A 14,287-nucleotide genomic window follows, 5' to 3' on the forward strand; every position below is an offset into this window, starting at 1 on the left:
ACACCCTCCGACCAACCCGTACCGTCCGCACCCGCAGCGAACGACTTCGACCGGCCATCCGGCGCCAACCCCCGCTGCCGCGAGAACTCCACGAACATGCCGGGTGAGGACATCACCGTCGCGCCGCCCGCCAGGGCGAGCGTCGTCTCACCGGAGCGCAGCGAGCGGACCGCCAGGTCCAGGGCGACCAGGGAGGAGGAGCAGGCCGTGTCCACCGTGACGGCCGGGCCGATCAGGCCCAGTTGGTAGGCGATGCGGCCTGACAGCACGCTCGGTGTGGTGCCGGTCAGCACATGGCCCTCGACGGTGTCGGGCGCCTCGTGCATGCGCGGCCCGTACTCCAGCGCGGTGGCCCCGACGAACACGCCGGTACGCGTGCCCTTGAGGGACCCCGCGTCGAGTCCGGCCCGCTCGACGGCCTCCCAGGCGGTCTCAAGCAGCAGGCGCTGCTGCGGGTCCATGGCCAGCGCCTCACGCGGCGAGATGCCGAAGAACTCGTTGTCGAAGAGGGCCGCGTCGTGCAGGAACCCACCCTCGCGGACGGCACTGTGGCCGCTGGCGGAGGCGTCGGGGTCGTAGAGGGCAGGGTCCCAGCCTCGGCCGTCGGGGAAGCCGGAGACGGCGTCCGTGCCCTCCTCCACCAGACGCCACAGGTCCTCGGGCGAGGAGACCCCGCCCGGATAACGGCAGGCCATGCCCACGATCGCGATCGGCTCGTCCGACCCGACGTCGGACACCCCGCCGTCTTCCTCCGCTTCGGCGCCGCCCAGCAGGGTGTTCAGGTGCTCGGTCAGCGAGGCCGGGCTCGGGTGGTCGAACAGCAGACCGCCGGAGAGCTTCAGGCCGGTTGCGGCGGACAGCGCGTCGCGCAGCTCGACCGACATCAGGGAGTCGAAGCCCAGGTCCTTGAACGTGCTGTGTGTGTCGACCCTGCGGCCTTCGGGGTATTCGAGGACGGCCGCGACCCGTTCGAGGACCACGGCGGTGGTGTCGGCGCCGGGCGCGGCCCTTCGTAGCGCGGGGCGCGGCGCCGCATCGGGTACGGACTCGGCCACGGACTCGACGAGCGCTGCCGCGCGGGCCGTGCCCTCGATCCAGTAGCGCTCCCGCTGGAAGGGGTAGGTGGGCAGCGTCACGCGACGCCCGCCGGCCTGTGCGTGAACGGCTGCCCAGTCGACGTCCGTGCCACGGACGAACGCGGCGGCGAGTGCGGCGAGCAGCGCCCGCGGCTCGGGGCGCCCCGAGCGCAGGACGGCGAGCGGCGCCGTGGTGTCGGTGTCATGCACGCAGTCGGCGGCCATGGTCGCGCAGACGGTGTCGGGGCCCAGCTCCAGCAGCGTGGTGGCGCCCTCGGCCTCCAGGGTGCGTACGGCGTCCAGGAATCTGACCGGGCGGCGCACCTGGTCGACCCAGTAGTCGGGGGACGTCCATCGGCCGGCCGTGACGAGTGCGCCGGTCACGGTGGACACGGCGGGGATCCGGGGCTCGTGGAAGGTCAGTTCCCCGACGACGCGGCGGAAGTCCTCCAGCATCGGCGCCATCAGCGGGGAGTGGAAGGCGTGCGAGACGGTCAGTCGGCGGGTCCGGCGGCCGTCGGCGGCGAGGCGGTCCGCGATCCGGGTGACCTCGTCATCGGCGCCGGACAGCACCACCGACCGGGGCCCGTTGACGGCCGCGACGGCGACGGGCGCCCCGTCCCCGATCAGCGGCAGCACCTCGTCCTCGGTGGCCTGTACGGCGACCATGGCGCCGCCCGCGGGCAGTGCCCGCATCAGCCGGCCGCGCGCGGTGACCAGGCGGGCCGCGTCGGGCAGCGAGAGCACACCCGCGACATGTGCGGCGGAGATCTCGCCGATGGAGTGGCCTGCGACCAGGTCGGCGCGCACGCCCCACGACTCCACCAGCCGGTGCAGGGCGACCTCGACGGCGAACAGGGCGGGCTGGGTGTACCCGGTGTCGTCCAGGCCCTCACCCGTGTCGATCACCTCGGCGAGCGGCCGGTCGATGAGCGGGTCGACGGCGGCGTACACCGCGTCGAGTGCTTCACCGAACGCGGGGAAGGCGGCGCGCAGTTCGCGGCCCATACCGAGACGCTGGGCGCCCTGTCCGGTGAACAGCAGGGCCGTCCGTCCGGGGCGGGCGGTTCCGGTGACGACATGCGCGCGGGTGCTGCCCTCGGCCAGCGCGTCGAGGCCGGCCGTCATGCCGTCGCGGTCGTCGGCGACGACGACGGCGCGGTGGGAGAAGACGGTACGGGTCGCGGCGAGCGACCGGCCCACGTCGGCCGGGTCGGGCGCAGGGTCGGCGCCGAGGGCGTCACGCAGGCGGGCCGCCTGGTCGCGCAGGGCCTTCTCGTCGCGGGCGGACACCACCCAGGGCAGCGGACCCGCCTCGGAGCCGTCCGCCGTCGGGCGCTCCGCACCACCGGCGTCCGGCACGGCGGCGGGGGCGGGCCTGGCCGGTCCCTCCTCCAGCACCACATGGGCGTTGGTTCCGCCCATGCCGAACGAGGACACGCCCGCGATGAGCGGCCGGTCCGGATGCGGCCAGTCCGTCGCCTCGCGCTGTACGTCGAGTCCGAGTTCTGCGAGCGGGAGGTCAGGGCCTGGTGTCTCGAAGTTGAGGCTCGGCACCAGACGGCGACGGCTGACGGCGAGCACGGCCTTGACCAGGCCGGTGATGCCCGCCGCGCCTTCCAGATGGCCGACGTTGGTCTTCACCGAACCGACCCGCAGCGGCTCCCCTCCGGCCCGTCCCGCGCCGAGCACCGCGCCGAGGGCCGCGGCCTCGATCGGGTCGCCGACCGGGGTCCCCGTGCCGTGGAGTTCGACGTACTGCACCTGGGCCGGGTCGACGCCGGCACTCCCGTACGCCTCGCGCAGCACCCGCTCCTGGGCGACCTGGCCGGGGACGGTCAGGCCGGACGTGGCGCCGTCGTTGTTGACCGCGCTGCCGCGGATGACGGCGAGTACCTCGTCGCCGTCGTCGAGCGCACGGGACAGCGGCTTGAGCACGACGGCCGCGCCGCCCTCGCCCCGGACGAAGCCGTTGGCCCTGGCGTCGAACGTGTAGGCGGTGCCGTCCGGGGACAGGCCGCCGAACCGTTCCTCGGTCACCGCGCTCTCGGCGAGGATGTTGAGGTTGACGCCCGCGACGAGCGCAGCGTCGGACTCCCCGGCGCGCAGCGACTCGCAGGCGAGATGGACGGCGACGAGTGAGGACGACTGCGCCGAGTCCACGGTGAGGCTGGGGCCGTGCAGGCCGAGGTGGTAGGAGACCCGGTTGGCGATGACGCCGCGGTTGACGCCGGCCATGGTGTGCTGTGTGACCGCTCGGGCCCCGTGCTGGTAGAGGAGGGCGGCGTAGTCGTCGCGCAGGGTGCCGACGAAGACCGCCGTGCGGCTGCCGCGCAGCGTCGCGGGCACGATGCCCGCGTGTTCGAGTGCCTCCCAGGCGAGTTCCATGACGAGACGCTGCTGCGGGTCCATGGCGACCGCCTCGCGGGGGGCGATGCCGAAGAAGGCGGCGTCGAAGGTGTCGACGCGGTCGAGGAAACCGCCGCGCCGCGTGCCGGGAACGGTGTCATCGGGGGCCGGCTCGCCGGTCGCGGACCGCCAGCGGTCCTCGGGGACGTCCCGGACGGCGCTCGCACCGGTGCGCAGCAGCTCCCAGAACCTCTCGGGTCCGTCGGCCCCGGGCAGACGGCAGGACAGCCCGACGACCGCGATCGCCTCCGCTTCGCCTCCACGCGTCGCAGGAAAATCGATCCGGTGCTGATTCGTCATCGCGCTCGACTGCCTTTCCGGGCTGAATTGTCAACACGTACGAAGGTCCCGATTCAGGTCCGTAACCCGATGCGATCGTAGGCAGGGGCTTCTCTCGCGATCTTCAGCAATCGGCCTCGAATGGGTAATTCCGTTCACCCCCGGGCCCCATGGAATCCCGCATGACCGGCGGATTACCGTCCGATGGATGACCTGAAGAACACCACCGCTTAGTTTCGTACCGGATATCCCGGATGCCGATCGCACAAGGCCCGGAACGCCGACTACCGAAAAGGCAGGTCGACTCTTCCCATGTCTCAGCTGGAGAACCTGAAAAGGCACAACGCGCAATATGTCGAGGCGTTCAACGCCGGCGACTTCGAAGCCATGGACGCCTTCTACACGGATGACGCCGTGGCCGTCTGGGAGCCCGGGGTGCCGCTGACCGGACAGGCGCGGCGGGACGCCCAGCGGGAGTTCCTGGCCCGCAACCCGAAGATCAGCACGAACACCCGGGACGCCTTCGTCTCCGATGACACCGCCCTGCTGATCGTCGACTGGGTCATCGAGACCGTCGACGAGGCGGGACTGCCGGAGCGGCTGACGGGCATCGGCGTCGACGTCCTGCGCCTGGGTACGGACGGCGTCTGGAGGTACGCGGTCGACGACCCGTACGGGCAGCAGCCGTAACCCCGTTCCTCGATCACCCCATGGAAGACATGAGACACATACACGAGACCACCGCCCCCGGGACGGCGCCGCGGCGCCCCTCACGCCGCGCCGTACTCAAGGCCGTGGGAGCTGCCGCGCTGGTCACCGCGCCCGCGCTCGCGGCGGCCCCGGCCCACGCCGACGCCGCCCGCACCGGCCAGGAGGCCACGTACGACACGATCGTGATCGGGGCCGGATACGCGGGGATCACAGCGGCCCGCGAACTGGGAGCCCAGGGCGGGCGGGTGCTTGTCCTGGAGGCCCGCGACCGGATCGGCGGGCGCACCTACGCCGACAGCTTCGCGGGTCACCAGGTGGAGCTGGGCGGCACCTGGGTGGAGGCCACCCAGCCGCACATCGGCGCCGAACTCGAGCGGTACGGCATCGGGCTCGAGGAGGAGGACCCGGTCGACCGGGTGCTCCTGCCGACTCCGGACGGTCCGCGGGAGTTCACCCCGGACGACGCCTTCGGCCGGATCGGCGCCGTACTGGACAAGCTGTTCGACGGGTCGCGCGACTACTTCGAGCGTCCCTTCGAGCCGCTGTACCGGGAGGACCTGCTACAGAGTCTCGACCGGCTCTCGCTGCGCGACCGGCTGGACGGGCTCGGCCTGACGGCCGAGGAGGAGCTGCTGGTCAACGGGCAGACGTCGGTCTACTCGGGCGGCTCCAGCTCCTCGGGCGCGTTCACCATGCTGGCGCACTGGTGGTCGCTCGCCGGCTGGAACAACGAGGGGTGGAACAACACCCAGCGCTGGCGGATGGCGCCCGGCACCTCCGGGCTGCTCACGGCGATGCTGGCCGAGGCCGAGCCGGAGCTCCGGCTCAGCTCCCCTGTCGTCTCGGTCACGGACACCGGATCACAGGTGCACGTGACCCTGAGCTCGGGTGAGAGCTTCAGCGCTGCCAAGGCGATCGTGGCCGTGCCGGTCGGCCTCTGGCCCACGATCACGTTCTCCCCGGCCCTGCCCGCGGCGCACACCACGGCCGCGAGCCAGGGCATCGCGGTGCCCACAGCGAGCAAGCTCTACATCCATGCCCGGTCAGGTGAGGGCCGGTTCTACGGCCAGGGCGCCGAGGGCGACGCACCGATCCCGATGCTGATGCCCTTCAAGGAAACCCCCCAAGGCCTCGTGTACGCGGCCTTCAGCACCGATCCGGACCTGGATCCCACCGACCGTGCCCAGGTCACCGACGCGGTCCGCCGGTTGGGCGCCGAACTCGATGTCATCGAGGTGCGCGCGCACGACTGGGGCAAGGACCCCTACGCACGCGGGGGCTGGGCCTTCCGCAAGCCCCGGCAGCTCACCTCGCTCTACCCGGACGCGCTCGCGCCCAGCGGCCGGGTCGCGTTCGCGAGCGGTGACCTGGCCAACGGATGGTCGGGCTTCCTCGACGGCGCGGTCGAGTCCGGGCTGCGCGCGGCCCGGCAGACGCTCGGCCTGGAGTAGCGGAAGCGGCCCGCCGACACCTCCGGTCCTGAACCACCGCACGTCCCTTCCCGTTCCAGTCACCTTCACAGAGAGGCGGTCCGGACCACCATGGCCTACGACTTCAGCACGGACTTCGACCCCGAGAACCCGGATCTCACCGGCGACACCGACACCCAGAACGAGATCTTCCTCCAGGCGTTCAACACCGGCGACGGGGCGATATTCAACAGCCTGTACCGAGAGAACTCCGTCTCCAACTTCTCCGGTGAGCCGCTCACCGGCGCGGCCCGGCTGGCGTTCTTCAAGGAGTTCCTGGCTGCCAGGCCCTCGCTCAAGGCGGAGGTCACGCACGCCTACGTCGCCGGGGACGTCGCCCTGATCGGCGTCGAGTACAGCATCGACACCACCGGCAAGGACGGGGAGCCCGTGCATCTGGAGGGCATCTGCACCGATGTCCTGCGGCGCGGTGACGACGGCCGCTGGCTGATGGCGATCGACCGCCCGGTGGCCTCCACCGGGCTGGTGGCGGCCGAGTAGCCCGCTGCCTCCCGACGGTACGGCGATGCCCCCTGGACCGTCAGGGGGCATCGCCGTACCGGGCCGTCGTCGCCGTGCCGCGGGGCGCTCGGTCAGCGGACGTCGCCGTACCAGCGCCAGTCCGTCCGGCGCGGAAGGCCCGGCAGCTCCGTGCGGCCGGCGCACCACAGCAGCGTGTGCGAGGGGCGGTGGCCGGCCGGCGCACCGGGGAAGATCCGCTCGACGACCGGTGTGCACAGGTCGTCGTCGAGGCTCGCCGCGATGCCGAAGCCATGGGCGATGTCGCGGCTGTGGACGAGCAGTTCGAGCACGGCGGCCGCGGCGAACGCGGAGCCGTCCCCCATGCCCCAGGGGTGGAAGGCGCGGGCGTCGGCGTCCGTCACGCGCAGGGTCTGGGCGAGCAGGGTGCCGCCGACGCGGACGCTCTCGGCGATCTGGTCCGCGGGTGCGGAGGGGTCCATCGTGAGCCGCAGCGCCACGTACCGGTCGGTGGGCCGGGCCACCAGCAGGGCGGCGTAACCGACGACTGCCTGGGACAGGTGGTCGACCGTCTCCAGGCTGCTCCACGACAGGTCGCCCGCGGGCCGGGACCAGTCACCCGTGCATTTCTCCAGAAGGGCCGCGCCGTCCTGCGCGGCGGCCGAAACAAGTTCGTCCCATCCATTTTTCATTTCACTCATCCTGCCAGCCCACAACCATCTTTTCCGGCCCTCCGCGAACCTCTCACCCACCTCCTGGTCATCAGGTGGTAATCACCGGGTCATTCCGCGCCGCCACGCGATTACCCGGGAGAGGCCGGGGATTTCCCGGCGAGGGAAGCACATCCCATAACGTGAAACAGCAGAGCTCCGATCCCGTGCGACGAGGAGAAGAATGATGACCACCGAAGAAGAACTCGCCTCCGTTATCGACGGGGTACGCGCCACCGTGCCTGTCCTGCGCCGCAACGGACAGGAGAGCGAACAGCGCCGCTGGATCGTCGAGGAGAACATCCAGCTCCTGGAGAAGGCCGGGGTGTTCCGTGGGGCGGTCCCCGCGCGGTTCGGGGGGCTCGACCTGGACGTCGCCCAGCAGGCGAGGGTCGTCTCCGAGGTCGCCCGCGGTTGCCCGTCCACCGGCTGGCTCACCATGGTGTGGCTGACCAGCGCCTGGTGCGTCAGCCTCTACCCCGACCTGGCCCAGGAGGAGGTCTTCGCGGGCGGCTCGACCCGGGTGTCGATCGTCTTCGCCCCGACCGGCACCCTCAGGGCGGTGGACGGCGGCTACCGTCTGGACGGCACCTGGCGCTTCAACTCCGGTGTCCGGGGCTCCGACTGGGACCTGCTGACCGCCGAGGTGGCGCTGCCCGACGGCTCGCACCAGGAGCTGGTCGCGCTGGTGCCGACCGCCGAACTCACCGTGGACGACGACTGGCACGTCTCCTCGGGCGCGGGAACCGGCAGCTGCACCGTGCGGGCCACGGACCTGTTCGTGCCGGCGCACCGCACGGTGCCGCTCGAGGAGGCGATGGTCAGCGCCACCGGCGACCGCTCCAACACCGGTGCCACGGGCCGCAACTACGGCCTGCTCGGCTACATCCTGTCCACCGTGTCGGCGACCCTCATCGGCATAGCCCAGGGCGCGTACGACCTGTTCCTCGACCGGGTGCCGGGGCGCGGCATCACCTACACGGACTGGACCGACCAGCGCCGGCACCCGGTCACCCAGCAGCAGGTCGCCCTCGCTGCCAACAAGATCGAGTCGGCACTGGCGCTCTCGGAGCACTGGCAGGAGGTCCTCCAGCGGCGGGCGGACGCCGGCGAGCAGCCCACGGACCGGGAGAAGGCCGTCATCCGCGGCCAGACCGCCTACGCGGGCCAGGTGTGCAAGGAGGCCGTCGAGCTGCTGTACGCGGCCGGCGGCGGCTCGGTCATCCGCACCGACGTGGCGCTCCAGCGCTTCCACCGCGACATCCAGGGCTTCTCCCTGCACGCCCTGACCCAGCTCGGCGCCAATCTGGAGGTGCAGGGCCGGGTCCTGCTGGACCTGGAGCCGGGGACGTACTTCCTCTGATCTCCCACGACCGGGGCCGGTGCGGCGGCACCCGCGAGCCCGGGGTGCGGCGGCACCCCGGGCTCGGCCCGCTGTCTGCTTCTCCGGCGCCTACTTCTCCGGCGTACGGAACAGCTCGATCATCGAGGCGTAGCTGTTCTGGTCGAAGCCGCCGGCGAGGGTCCGCTCCATCAGCCCGTGCACGAAGCGCGGCAGTTCGGCGTTGATGCCCTGCGCCTCGCTCTCGTGCAACAGGTGCTTGAGCGCGCCGAAGTGGACCTCCATAGTGGCGTCCCGGGCGGGGTACTCGGCGTCGCCGGAGTCGATCTGGCCCGCGTAGTCCGTGGCGAACACCTTCACGACGTCGACCCACCTGGTCGCCCAGGGCAGGAACTCCGACGCCTTGACACCCGCGGTGGACAGGAGGGCGACACCCTGCAGATAGCTGTTGAGCGTTCCCCACATCACGCCGAGCAACGACACGTCGTACAGCGAGGCCAGCGCGTGGTCCTCGCCGAGATGGGTGGTGCCGCCGCCGAGGAGCCGCAGCGCGGCACTGTGCTCGTCGTAGGCCTCCTGCGGCCCGGCGTAGAAGAGCACCGAGTCCGGGGCGCCGACCAGGGCAGGCACCGTCATGATCGCACCGTCCAGATAGCTGAAGCCCAGCTCCTGGGCCCACGCCGCGTTGGCCCGTGCCTGGTCCGAGGATCCGGACGTCAGATTGGCCACGACACGCCCTTGCAGCCGGTCGGCCACCGGGTCGAGCACGGCGTGCAGGGCCTCGTCGTCCGACACGCAGACGACGACCAGGCCGGCGGCCGCCACGGCGTCGGCCGGGGTCTTCGCGAGCACCGCCCCCCGGGACACCAGGTCCGCAGCCTTGTCGGCCGACCGGTTCCACACCGTGGTCGGATGATTTCCTTTCAGGAATTCGGAGGCCAGCGCCTGACCCATCAGGCCGAGCCCGACGACCGCCACCGATGAAAGGTCCTTGTCCGCCATGGACAGACTCCATTCCGAGAAACTCCGCGAATATTTCCGGTTCATGAAATCAGGGCCGGAGAACGAACCGTTCACGGTCACGGAATCGGGCGGTCATGGCCCGGTCACCGCCGGACCACAAAGGACCGGCGGTCTCAGACGGCGTCGCTTTCCGGCCTCCCGAACCGGCCGTCGACGAAGAGCAGTCCGCGGCCCTCGGTGAACCGGCCGGCGCCCACGACCCTGCCGATGAAGACCGTATGGTCGCCGAAGGAGTGCGCGTCCGCCAGCTCGCACTCCAGCCAGGCGAGGGAGCCTCCCAGCAGCGGGGCCCCGGTACGGGCGCCCGGGGCCCAGGCCACCCCCTCGAACTGGACGGCGCCGAGCGTGCGGTCCTTGTCGGCGAAGTGCCGGGCGAGTTTCTCCTGCTCGTCGCCGAGTATGTTGACGGCGAACCGTCCTGCGGAGGTCAGGGCGCCGTGCATCACAGCGCCGTGCGCCACGCTGCAGAGCACCGAGGGCGGTTCCAGGGAGACCGAGCTGAAGGCGTTGGCCGTCATCGCGTGCGGCTCGGGTCCGCCCACGGTGATGACCGTGACCCCGGTCGCGAAGCGTGACACCACGGAGCGCAGTACCGACGGCGTCACCTCGTCGTGTGCGGGTGGACAGGCGGCAGGGCCGAGGCCGGCGGGCGCGGAATTCATTCCGTAATCTCCGATCCGTTTCGGGTCTGTAGCGGCAACGTACCTCCGTGTTTTCCGACGCCTTCTCATCCACCGGTAATCGCCCGCTCCCGCACTTCGCTCGGGTCGGCCCCCAGGCCCCTCCGAGCGGGAGCGAAGAGCCGCCAGTGACCGGCCACTGACCCGGTTGGCGCAATCTGATGGGCATGGACATCAAGAATTCCGAGACCGACGTGCCGGAACTCGCCGAACCGCACCTCCGTGAAGTGCTGGGCATGGCGGGTCTGGCCGTCGAGTACATCCGTGCCGAGGGCAACACGCTGTACCGGCGCGACGAGGACGGTGGCGAGATATCGGTCGCCGACTTCGCCGGCGGCTACGGCTCGGTGCTGCTCGGCCACAGTCAGCCGGACATCATGCGCCGCGCCCGGGACCTGCTGGACGCGAGGACACCGGTGCACGCGCAGTTCTCGCGGCACCCGTACGCCAATGAGCTCGCGGCCGCGCTGAACCGGATCGTGCACCGTGAACTGCGCACCGGCGAACCGTACTTCGCGATCTTCGCCAACAGCGGGGCGGAGGCCGTGGAGGCGGCCGTCAAACACGCGGAACTGGACCGCGTCATGCGGATCGCCGCGCTCCGCGAGGAGTTGGAGCAGAGCGCCGCCACCGCCAGGGCCGCCGTGGTCTCGGGTGCCGCCACGCTCCCGGACGGCATTCGTGCCCGCCACTCGATCGCGGCCGACGCGGACCGGACCGACGCCCTGGAGGCCCTGGTGGAGGCCCTTGACCGGGACAACGCCGCGCAGCTGGACCGGCCGCCGCTGTTCCTGGCACTGGAGGGCGGCTTCCACGGCAAGCTCGGCCTGAGCGTGCAGCTCACCCACAACGAGGCCTACCGCGCGCCGTTCCGGTCCCTGGGCGCGCAGGCCCGGTTCGTGCCGCGCGACCGGCCCGAGGCACTGAAGGAGGTCTACGCGCGTGACCGGGGCGTGGTGCGCGTACCGGTCGTGTCGGGAAGCCGGATCGAGGTCGTGGAGCGGGAGTTCCCCGTGTTCTGCGCCTTCCTCGTCGAGCCGGTCCAGGGTGAGGGCGGCATCCATGTCCTGGACCCCGGGTTCGCCGAGGCGATCCAGGATTTCTGCGAGGAGATCGACTGCCCGGTCGTCGTGGACGAGATCCAGAGCGGCATGGGCCGTACGGGAACGCTGCTGGCCTCCTCGCAGCTGGGGCTCAGGGGCGACTACTACGTCCTGGCCAAGGCGCTCGGCGGCGGGATCGCCAAGACATCCGTGATGCTCGTACGCCAGGCCCGCTACCGGCGGGACTTCGAGATCGCGCACAGCTCGACCTTCGCCAAGGACAGCTTCTCCTGCGGGATCGCCCTGAAGGTGCTGGAACTGCTGGAGGCGGACGGCGGCGCGGTGTACCGGCGGGCCACCGAGCGCGGTGAGGTGCTGCGCGCGACGCTGGAGTCGGTCCGCGCCGAATTCCCCGACCAGGTGAAGGAGGTCCGCGGCAAGGGGCTGCTGCTCGGCATGGAGTTCCACGACCAGTCGGGGTCCGCGGCGCCCTCGGTGCGGGCGCTCGCCGACAGCGGTCTCTTCGGCTACTTCCTGGCCGGCCGGCTGCTGCGGAGCCACCGGGTCCGGACGTTCCCGACGGCCAGCGCGATCAACACCCTGCGGTTCGAACCGTCGATCGAGCTTCCGGACGAGCACATCGACCGGCTCGCGACCGGGCTGCGGGATGTCTGCCGCCTCCTGCGCGACGGGGACGGCGAGCGGCTGGCGGGGACCCCAACACCCTGATCCACCCTGCCGCGTCCCGGCCCGCTGCTCAACCACCGTCATATTCGCGTTCGTTCGAACGACACCGGCGATACCGTCCTTTGAGACAGAGACCGGCTCGCGAATCCACCGACTGGGGTCGGGGGCGACGGGGCCGGAAACGGGGGAGAAATGATGGAGTTCCGGCTTCTGGGACCACTCGAGATGGAACGCGGGACCGGACCGGTCCCGCTCGGCGGCACCAGACAACGCGCGGCTCTGGCCTATCTGCTGCTGCACGCCAACGAGGTGGTGCCCACCCGGCGCCTGCTGTCCGCGGTGTGGCCGGCGGGCCGGGTGCCCGGCACCGCCCGCAAGATCCTGCAGAACGCGATCTGGCGGCTGCGGCGTACCCTCGCCGCGCCGCCGGGCGACACCGACGCGCCCGAACTGCTCACCCAGGCACCGGGATACATGGTGCGGGTGCCGCCCGAGCGGGTCGACCTCATGCGCTTCGAGCGACTGGCTCAGCAGGGCAGATCGGCGCTGCTGAGCGGCGACACCTCACGGGCGCGCGGGGCGCTGCGCGACGCGCTGGCCCTGTGGCGCGGGCCCGCTCTCGCCGACCTCGTCGAGGAGGGCACCGCGTGGCCGGAGCTGACCGCGCTGGAGCAGAAGCGGCTCGATGTCATGGAGGACCGCTTCGAGAGTGAACTCCTGTGCGGTGAGCACCTGTCCGTGCTGAGCGAGCTGGATGCGTTCGTCCAGGCCGAGCCCCTGCGGGAGCGTGCCCCCCGCCAGCTGATGCTCGCCCTCTACCGGTGCGGCCGCCAGGCCGACGCGCTGGACGTCTACACCCGTATCCGCACGGCCCTGGGTGAGGGCCTCGGTCTGGAGCCCGGCCGCGAGATACAGCAGCTCCAGCAGGACATCCTCGCCCAGGACAGCCGGCTCGACCCGCCCGCGCCGCCGCGCCGGGCCGCACCGATCGCCGCGCCGGATGTCACGCCCGAGCCGAGCGGCCCCCGAATATACGGCGGCCCAGGCCGTCCCCCGGGGCCGGACGGCGCCGCCCACCGATCCGGCGAGGAGCAGGGCGCCTACCGCCCCGCCGGTGTGCTGATGCTCCGCTTCGGTCTTGGCGAGGAGTTCGACGACCTCCAGGGCGGGGCCATCGACCAGGTGCTGGACACCGTGTGCGAGCTGGCCCGCGAGGAGATGGAGAAGTCGGGCGGCTGCGCGACGACTTCGGTCGGCTCCGTGCTGCTCGGGGTGTTCGAGGACGCCCCTGGCCGGGGAGACAGCGCGGAGCGTGCCGTACGGGCCGGCATCGCGATCCGCGACTTCCTCAGCCTCCCCACATCGCCGCTCGCCCCGTCGTCCCCGGTGATCAGGGGTCTTTCGATGCACGCGGCGGTGACGACCGGCACGGCCTACGTCTGCAGATGGCCCTCCGCAGGCGGCGGCCGGCCGTGGGTCGGCGGGGAGCTGATCGACATGTGCGGGGCGATGCTGGACAGCACCCCGTCCGGCGAGGTCCATGTGTGCGACGAGACGCGCCGCCGGACCGAGGGCGGCATCGACTACCACCGTCTGCCGGCGGGCACCCCGACGTGGCGGGTGCGCGGGGCGGAACCCGCCGCGGACGACGATGGCCCCCGCGCGGAGCGCGACTCCGAACTGGACCTGATGACCGGGTTCCTGGGCCGGGTACGCCGGCACTCCACCCCGCATCTGATCACGGTCCTCGATCACTCCGACGTCAGCCGTGCCCGGCTCCTCAAGGAGTTCCACCGGGTCGTGGACTCCGGTCCGGACCTGGTGCGCGTGCTGGGCGGAACCGTCGACGGACCGGACGACGTACTGTCCGTCCCGGCCGCGATGCTCGCCGACTACTGCGGCATCACTGGCCAGGACGGCCCCGGTCCCACCAGGCTCAAGCTGACCACGGCCGTTCACGAGGTGACGGGCCCGGAGCGTGCGGCGGAGCTGCTACCGCTCCTGCGACCGCTGGTCACACCGGTCCGGGGTGACGGGGAGCCGTGGCCGGTGCTGCACGCCTGGCGCCGCTTCATGGCCGAGGCCGCCCGCAGCACACCTCTGGTGCTGGTCTGCGACGACCTGCACCGGGCCGACGACGTCCTGCTCGACACCGTGGAACAGCTGTGCGCCGAGCATCCTGACGCTCCGCTCCTCGTCGTGGCCGGGGCCCGCAACGATCTTCTCGGCCGCCGCCCCGGCTGGCCCCGGAGCGTGCGGCACACGATGACCCTGCGGCTGGCCCCCCTGGCCGACGACGCCCTGGACCGCCTGCTGCGCTCCGCCTTCCGGCCGGACAGCAGCGCCGCCTGACTCAGCGGGCCGCCCCACCACCCGCC

Annotated in this window: 10 protein-coding genes; 6 read left to right on the plus strand and 4 right to left on the minus strand. The window is 71.6% G+C overall.

The window, feature by feature from the left end; genetic code table 11:
* On the minus strand, positions 1-3,785 hold a 3,785-nt coding region (locus AB0C75_RS25430), incomplete at its 3' end, for a beta-ketoacyl synthase N-terminal-like domain-containing protein (RefSeq protein WP_362894010.1).
* A 291-nt stretch (positions 3,786-4,076) separates the two neighbouring features.
* Here AB0C75_RS25430 and AB0C75_RS25435 point away from each other — a divergent pair.
* From AB0C75_RS25435 to AB0C75_RS25445, 3 genes are all read left to right on the plus strand, one after another.
* On the plus strand, positions 4,077-4,454 hold the full coding sequence (locus AB0C75_RS25435; RefSeq protein ID WP_362894011.1) for a nuclear transport factor 2 family protein: 378 nt from the start codon (positions 4,077-4,079) through the stop codon (positions 4,452-4,454).
* Positions 4,455-4,483: 29 nt separating this feature from the next.
* A complete protein-coding gene (locus tag AB0C75_RS25440; RefSeq protein ID WP_362894012.1) occupies positions 4,484-5,926 on the plus strand; it encodes an NAD(P)/FAD-dependent oxidoreductase in 1,443 nt (480 codons plus the stop codon).
* A 90-nt stretch (positions 5,927-6,016) separates the two neighbouring features.
* Entirely contained in the window at positions 6,017-6,445 is a 429-nt protein-coding gene (locus AB0C75_RS25445) for a nuclear transport factor 2 family protein (protein WP_362894013.1), read from the plus strand.
* 92 nt (positions 6,446-6,537) lie between these two features.
* Here the strand turns inward: AB0C75_RS25445 and AB0C75_RS25450 are convergent, their stop codons facing one another.
* On the minus strand, positions 6,538-7,116 hold the full coding sequence (locus tag AB0C75_RS25450; RefSeq protein ID WP_362894014.1) for a maleylpyruvate isomerase N-terminal domain-containing protein: 579 nt from the start codon (positions 7,114-7,116) through the stop codon (positions 6,538-6,540).
* A 205-nt stretch (positions 7,117-7,321) separates the two neighbouring features.
* On the opposite strand from AB0C75_RS25450, the gene AB0C75_RS25455 reads away from it, so the two are divergent.
* The gene (locus AB0C75_RS25455; protein ID WP_362894015.1) at positions 7,322-8,497 is read left to right on the plus strand and encodes an acyl-CoA dehydrogenase family protein; all 1,176 of its coding nucleotides are present in this window, start codon (positions 7,322-7,324) and stop codon (positions 8,495-8,497) included.
* A 90-nt stretch (positions 8,498-8,587) separates the two neighbouring features.
* Here the strand turns inward: AB0C75_RS25455 and AB0C75_RS25460 are convergent, their stop codons facing one another.
* Positions 8,588-9,478, minus strand: coding sequence for an NAD(P)-binding domain-containing protein (locus AB0C75_RS25460; RefSeq protein WP_362894016.1), 891 nt, complete (start codon positions 9,476-9,478; stop codon positions 8,588-8,590).
* A gap of 134 nt (positions 9,479-9,612) precedes the next feature.
* Positions 9,613-10,161, minus strand: a complete 549-nt coding sequence (locus AB0C75_RS25465; RefSeq protein ID WP_362894017.1) for a flavin reductase family protein — start codon at positions 10,159-10,161, stop codon at positions 9,613-9,615.
* Positions 10,162-10,346: 185 nt separating this feature from the next.
* Here AB0C75_RS25465 and AB0C75_RS25470 point away from each other — a divergent pair, with 185 nt between their 5' ends.
* Both AB0C75_RS25470 and AB0C75_RS25475 read left to right on the plus strand, forming a co-directional pair.
* Entirely contained in the window at positions 10,347-11,951 is a 1,605-nt protein-coding gene (locus AB0C75_RS25470; RefSeq protein WP_362894018.1) for an aminotransferase class III-fold pyridoxal phosphate-dependent enzyme, read from the plus strand.
* A gap of 183 nt (positions 11,952-12,134) precedes the next feature.
* Positions 12,135-14,261, plus strand: a complete 2,127-nt coding sequence (locus AB0C75_RS25475; RefSeq protein ID WP_362894019.1) for a BTAD domain-containing putative transcriptional regulator — start codon at positions 12,135-12,137, stop codon at positions 14,259-14,261.
* The last annotated feature ends 26 nt before the right edge of the window (positions 14,262-14,287 follow it).

This window comes from Streptomyces sp. NPDC048565, from assembly GCF_040650935.1.
In the GTDB taxonomy this organism is placed as follows: Bacteria; Actinomycetota; Actinomycetes; order Streptomycetales; family Streptomycetaceae; genus Streptomyces.

What these genes read in the sequence shown, in the direction of transcription:
- AB0C75_RS25475 (WP_362894019.1), top strand. Translation starts at nt 12,135, where the DNA reads ATGGAACGCGGGACCGGACCGGTCCCGCTCGGCGGCACCAGACAACGC.
- AB0C75_RS25440 (WP_362894012.1), top strand. Translation starts at nt 4,484, where the DNA reads ATGAGACACATACACGAGACCACCGCCCCCGGGACGGCGCCGCGGCGC.
- AB0C75_RS25460 (WP_362894016.1), bottom strand. Translation starts at nt 9,478, where the DNA reads ATGGCGGACAAGGACCTTTCATCGGTGGCGGTCGTCGGGCTCGGCCTG.
- AB0C75_RS25455 (WP_362894015.1), top strand. Translation starts at nt 7,322, where the DNA reads ATGACCACCGAAGAAGAACTCGCCTCCGTTATCGACGGGGTACGCGCC.
- AB0C75_RS25435 (WP_362894011.1), top strand. Translation starts at nt 4,077, where the DNA reads ATGTCTCAGCTGGAGAACCTGAAAAGGCACAACGCGCAATATGTCGAG.
- AB0C75_RS25445 (WP_362894013.1), top strand. Translation starts at nt 6,017, where the DNA reads ATGGCCTACGACTTCAGCACGGACTTCGACCCCGAGAACCCGGATCTC.
- AB0C75_RS25470 (WP_362894018.1), top strand. Translation starts at nt 10,347, where the DNA reads ATGGACATCAAGAATTCCGAGACCGACGTGCCGGAACTCGCCGAACCG.
- AB0C75_RS25450 (WP_362894014.1), bottom strand. Translation starts at nt 7,116, where the DNA reads ATGAAAAATGGATGGGACGAACTTGTTTCGGCCGCCGCGCAGGACGGC.
- AB0C75_RS25465 (WP_362894017.1), bottom strand. Translation starts at nt 10,161, where the DNA reads ATGAATTCCGCGCCCGCCGGCCTCGGCCCTGCCGCCTGTCCACCCGCA.